The organism is Bacteroides sp. AM54-2NS, assembly GCF_003602935.1.
Taxonomy (GTDB): domain Bacteria; phylum Bacteroidota; class Bacteroidia; order Bacteroidales; family Bacteroidaceae; genus Bacteroides; species Bacteroides xylanisolvens.
The window spans coordinates 148,228-154,227 of record NZ_QTMZ01000010.1 but is presented as its reverse complement, the minus strand read 5'-3'; the positions used below and the strand labels follow the sequence as shown (position 1 = coordinate 154,227).

2 protein-coding genes and 1 pseudogene are annotated in these 6,000 nt (G+C 37.5%); all 3 read left to right on the top strand.

Annotated features, from left to right (window positions below):
• The first annotated feature begins 339 nt into the window (after window positions 1–339).
• The 3 genes and pseudogenes from DXA05_RS08975 (at window position 340) to DXA05_RS08965 (ending at window position 5,874) form a co-directional block, all read left to right on the top strand.
• Window positions 340–1,191: a hypothetical protein gene (locus DXA05_RS08975; protein ID WP_128859086.1), complete on the top strand. Its 852-nt coding sequence runs from the start codon at window positions 340–342 to the stop codon at window positions 1,189–1,191.
• Complete coding sequence (locus DXA05_RS08970) at window positions 1,164–2,624, top strand: beta-galactosidase (RefSeq protein WP_128859085.1); 1,461 nt, start codon at window positions 1,164–1,166, stop codon at window positions 2,622–2,624. The genes DXA05_RS08975 and DXA05_RS08970 overlap by 28 nt, the downstream gene beginning before the upstream one ends.
• A gap of 38 nt (window positions 2,625–2,662) precedes the next feature.
• Window positions 2,663–5,874 (top strand): annotated as a pseudogene (locus DXA05_RS08965) (glycoside hydrolase family 2 TIM barrel-domain containing protein).
• Window positions 5,875–6,000: the final 126 nt, after the last annotated feature.

Sequence of the window (6,000 nt, the reverse complement as noted above, 5' to 3'; positions counted from 1 at the left end):
TTAGGTAAAAAGTGAATTGAAATAATATAGGGACAAACGATATATAAATTGATTGAGTCATAAAATTATAATTATAGGGACAAACGATATATAAATTGATTGAGTCATAAAATTATAATTGGATAAAATTTCAGGATAGAATTAATAATGCATTCATGCTTTATAGAAGGTTTATTTTTTACAGAATTCTAATATTAAGTATTTTGAGGTAGAAAGAGAGTTTTCAGGTAACTTTTGTGTGTTTGTAGTCTATATTTGAATATTCTTGTGAGAGTGTGCAATAAGGTAAGGTCATAATATTGGATACACTTACATAGTAACTTAAATATTTAATTAATCATGAAAAAAAAACAGTTTCTCTTTATTTTTTTATTGATTCCTGCGTTAATAATGGCATCGGAGTCTGTAGAAAATGCAGAAAAGAAAATTTCTAAATTAAATTCATTGATAATTGAGGCTAAAAGCAAAGGGCTTGATGTACAGCGTGAAGAACTTGCAGTATGGATGTCCAAGACATTTCTTGGCTATGCAGCTTGGGATGAGAAAAACATTGAGCCTAATGTTTATCAGTTCAGAGCATGGCCGGCTTATAAAAAAGATGCAGAAAAGATGGCTGCAGAGCTTGCCGAATTCGAAAGAGATGAAGTAAACAAAATGCTTGATACCGCTATCGAAGAATTACAAGGTGTTATATCAGGCAAATATGTACGTCGTCCGGTTCCTTCTATAGATTGGGAATCCATTAAAGTAAAAGGAAACCAATTTGTGAGTGGCAATCGACCTGTATATATAAATGATTATTTTACGAAGCCCGACTTCATGGTTAATGAATATTGTGGAAAAGTCGATAGAGTTTCATTGGCGTTACCATCCATAAAAAATGAGAACGGAGATCTTTCGTATATGGGTGTTGAAAAGATAGCCAAATATCCATCCAAATATTCCGGTTATGTACTTTTATGGCATGGAGTAGCTCCAAAATGGGCCTTGGACATTGACCCTGATTTAGGTATAGGCTCAAGATACTTTACAAAATACGATATTGACAATCCTAACATACGTAGATTTTGGGAAACGACATTTAAATCTACGATACCTTTAATGAAAGGCAAGGCCTATACTGATATGGGTATATACTGTCAAATGAACCGCATTGGTTTTCTATGCAGAAAACGTGGGCTACTGGTGTAATCTCGAAATATACAATGGAAAAGTTCCGTGTTTGGTTGAAAAACAAGCATGGCAATATAGCTCATCTCAATAAATTATGGAATACATCATTCTCTTCTTTTGATGAGGTGGAGTTTCAAGTTCCGTTTGCCGTAAATCTTAAGGGAAAACCGGCCGGCTATGATTGGATGTCGTTTAATATGGATAGAGTGACAGAATGGTTCAAGTTCCTTGATTCAGGAATAAAGAAATACGATTCTGATGCAAAAACACATTTAAAAATCATGCCACATCTTTTCTCGGACGATAAGATAGATCATGGTATTGACATGGAAGCTCTGACAAAACTTTCTGATATAATCGGTAATGACGCTAAAATAGTAAAGAAACAGTGGAACCGCAGAAAGGAAAAAGAATATTGGGAAGGGGTTTATTCTTTCGATTGGAAAGAAGTGACTATGACTTATGATTTTTGCAGGTCGGTTTCTCCAAACAAGCCAAATGTAAACTCGGAGTCACATTACCTTTCCTCGTCACAGTATCGTAACCTTTATATGACACCTGACTTTGTTCGTTCTGCATATTGGCTTGCAACCCTCCATGGTATGAATGTTAATTATACATGGTTTTGGGCAAGAGAAAAAGACGGAGCTATACGAAAAGATCTGATGAATTATAGAGGGCCTGACAATGCGATGAACAATGCATATGCGGCAAGTGTGGTTCAGCAGCCAAGGGTGGCAAACGAAGTTGCAAAAACAATGATGGATCTTAATGCTTTCAGTAGTGAAATCGCAGCAATGCAAAGCCTTAAACAGCCTATACGCCTGTTCTATTCTAAAACTTCTGTCATCAACAAGTGGTTCCATATGCAAAACCTTTTCGATCTTTATCGCAAAATGTATTTCAACGGTGTTCCATTGGGATTTGCTACGGAAGATATAATCAACAGTCAGAAAAATAATCTTTGGGAATTGATAGTAGTGTCGAAAACAGAATTTGTGACAGATGCAGAGTTTAATTCCATACAAAAATATCTTGACAATGGCGGCACGGTTATTATAGATTCTGTCAGTTTGAAGAAAAATGAATATGGACAACCTCGGAATATCTCCTTGAACGCATCTAAAGGCAAGTTAATCCCTATGGATGGCATTGGCAAAATAACTAACGAATCATTTAGAATTCTCGAACAGAAGAAACTTATGCCGGATGTGTTCATTGTAGAGAAAAATGGAATAAACACAAAAGGTTGTATGTGGAGAGTCGTTCCGACAGGCAAGAACAAATATGTCATGTCGATTATAAATTTAGGATGTACAGATGCCATTGTGACTTTGAAGTCAAAGAAAGGAAACATAAAGAACGTCGTAAATCTTATAAACGGAATGTCGCTGGGACAACAATTCACTTTGACTTCCGAAAAAACAATGCTGATAGAAATTCAGAAATAAAGAACTGATAAGTAACTTAAACTTAACATTGTAGATTTATGAAAACCATAAAAACATTATGTTTAGCTATGATGCTTGCATCAGTAAATGGTGTGGCGCAGAATAGGACAGAGTGGTTAGACCCTGAAGTAAACCAGGTGAACCGCATGCCGATGCATACATATTATTTTGCTTATGAGTCTGAAGAACTTGCCATGAAAGGTGATAAATGGCTCTCGGAAAATATCATGTCTTTGAATGGAATATGGAAATTCAATTGGGTAAAAGATTCGGATATGCGCCCTCTTGATTTTTATAAAACAGATTTCAACGACCGTGGATGGGGCAAAATGCCTGTGCCCGGAAATTGGGAAATGAACGGATATGGCGACCCGCAGTATGTCAATCTTGGCTATCCATGGAGAAGCCAGATTGAAGACTGCGAAATAAACGACCTAACCCAGGCATGGACCAACAAATATTATCATACTCCGCCTAAATTTCCTGTTGAGAATAATCATGTAGGCTCTTATAGAAGAAGTTTTGTCATTCCTGCCAATTGGAAAGGAAAAACAGTCATAGCACATTTTGGTGCGGTGACATCAAATATCTATCTTTATGTAAATGGAAAATTCGTAGGATATAGTGAAGATAGTAAACTTGAGGCAGAGTTTGATCTCACCCCTTATGTGAAATTTGGAAAGGAAAACCTTATTGCTTTCCAGGTATTCAGATGGTGCGATGGAACTTATCTTGAGGACCAGGATTACTATAGGCTGAGTGGCGTGTCGCGCGATTGTTATCTTTACGCCAGAAATAATAAACGTATTGACGATCTCCGTATAATGCCTGACTTGGACAAAACATATACTGATGCTACACTTGATGTTTCTTTAAAATTAAATGGACGTCAGACGGTATCTCTCGAACTATTCTCTCCGGACGGACAGCCTGTCGAAACCAAGACGGTTTCAGGGAGTGGTCACCAGACAGTAAGCTTCAATGTGAAGTCTCCTCTGAAATGGACTGCAGAGACTCCTAACCTTTATAAACTTCTTGCCATTTCAAATGGTGAGGTAATTCCCGTAAATGTTGGTTTCCGCAAGGTGGAACTGGATAACGAAAAAGGACAAATTCTCGTGAACGGACAGCCTGTATTATTCAAAGGTGCCGATCGTCACGATATTGACCCGGATTATGGATATGTAATCAGTAAGGAAAGAATGCTTCAGGACATACGTCTCATGAAAGAATTAAATATAAATGCCGTACGTACGAGCCATTATCCTAATGATACATATTGGTATGATTTGTGCGATAAATATGGAATTTATGTGTGTGCAGAAGCTAATATTGAATCACATGGATGATGCTCTTCGAAGATCGTTCGCTTGCAAAAAACAAACAATATGCCAAAGCGCACCTCGAAAGGAATCAACGCCATGTACAGCGCAATTTCAACAATCCTTCCATAATATTCTGGTCGTTGGGTAATGAAGCAGGTATGGGACCAAACTTTGAAGCTTGTTATGAATGGATTAAGAAAGAAGACCCGTCAAGAGCATGCCAGTTCGAGCCGGCTATGTCTCAGGTCATAAGAGACCTTAACAAAGGTATGCCATTGGAAGAATCGCTCAAAAAAAATCCAAGTGTTAACTATACTGACATATTCTGTCCTATGTACGCGGGATACAGTCCTTGCGAAAAATATGTAAAGGCAAATCCTAAAAAGCCTCTTATCCAATGCGAGTACGGGCATTCAATGGGTAATTCAATGGGAGGTTTCGAACATTATTGGAACATGATACGCAAATATCCTCAGTTTCAGGGAGGTTTCATTTGGGACTTTGTAGATCAAGGTATTCGTAGATATGATGAAAATGGTAATATGTATTATGCCTATGGAGGTGATTTTAATCCGTATGATGCTTCCGACAATAATTTCTGTGCCAACGGACTAATCAGTCCTGATCGTGTGCCTAATCCGCAAAGTTATGAGGTCAAATATTTCCATCAACCGATATGGACAAGTGCATCCGATATCAAGAATGGAAAAATAAATGTTTATAATGAATATTTCTTCCGCAGTCTTGATGCATATATCATGAATTGGGACTTGTCAGTAAATGGAAAAATTGTTGAAGAAGGAATTGTTTCAAAACTTGATGTACCGGCGCGAGAAACTGTTGAACTTCAGATTCCATTCTCACGCTCAAACTTTGCCGATACAGACGAGGTCTACTTGAATGTCTATTACACACTCAAGCAATCCGAACAGTTGCTTCAGGCCGGTCATATCATAGCTAAAAGCCAGATTGAAGTAAATATTCCTAATCATAAGTTCCAACAGTTGAGCAACAATCCCGTTGGTCATGCCGAAATTATAGCACCTCGTATAAAGGAACCGGATGTTAACAGAGTAATAGTTGAAGGCGAGAACTTTAATATAGAGTTTAGCAAGGTCGATGGTTTCCTGTGTCGTTACGATGTCAATGGAGTATCAATGATAGAAAAAGGCTCAAGCTTGACACCAAATTTCTGGCGTGCCGGAACAGACAATGACTATGGCGCACGTCTCAACCTCAAGTATAAAGTCTGGAAAAATCCGGTAATGAAACTGAACAACATTACTTCTAAAGTTGAAAATTCCATGGTCTATGTAGATGCAGAATATCAAATGCCTGAGGTATTCTCTACATTAAGACTATCGTATGTCATCAACAATGAGGGAGCCATTCAGGTTACTCAGAAACTCTTGACAGATAAAGGCAAAAAAGTTCCAAATATGTTCCGTTACGGAATGCGTATGAGGATGCCTAAAGAAATGTATTATAGCCATTTCTATGGACGAGGACCTGTAGAAAACTATATAGACAGAAACCACAATTCGTTTGTCGGTATATATAAAATGACCACACAAGAACAATTCTACCCATACATTCGTCCGCAAGAAAATGGTTGTAAGACCGACATCAGATGGTGGAACCAAACAAATAAAGGTGGTATAGGTTTGAATTTTGTGGCTTCAAAACCTTTCTCTATGGTAGCATTGAACTATACAATTGAATCTCTTGACGATGGTGACCTCAAAGATCAAAGGCATTCAGGTCAAGTAGAACCTGCCGATTTTATCGAAGTATGCATAGATTACGCCCAGCAAGGATTAGGTGGCGAAAATAGTTGGGGTAGCACCTGTTTGCCTCAATACAGGCTAACATATAAAGATTACGAGTTTACATATCAGATTAAACCACTGGATACAGTTTATTAATTAATTTTTTTGTTTAGGGTATCGCAAGCTTACATATCGAAAAAATATTAAGCTTGCGATTTTTTTCTTTATCCAAAGTCCGTCCCATGTCATATAATCCGAAAGTTTCTTTCCCATAGTCCTAAA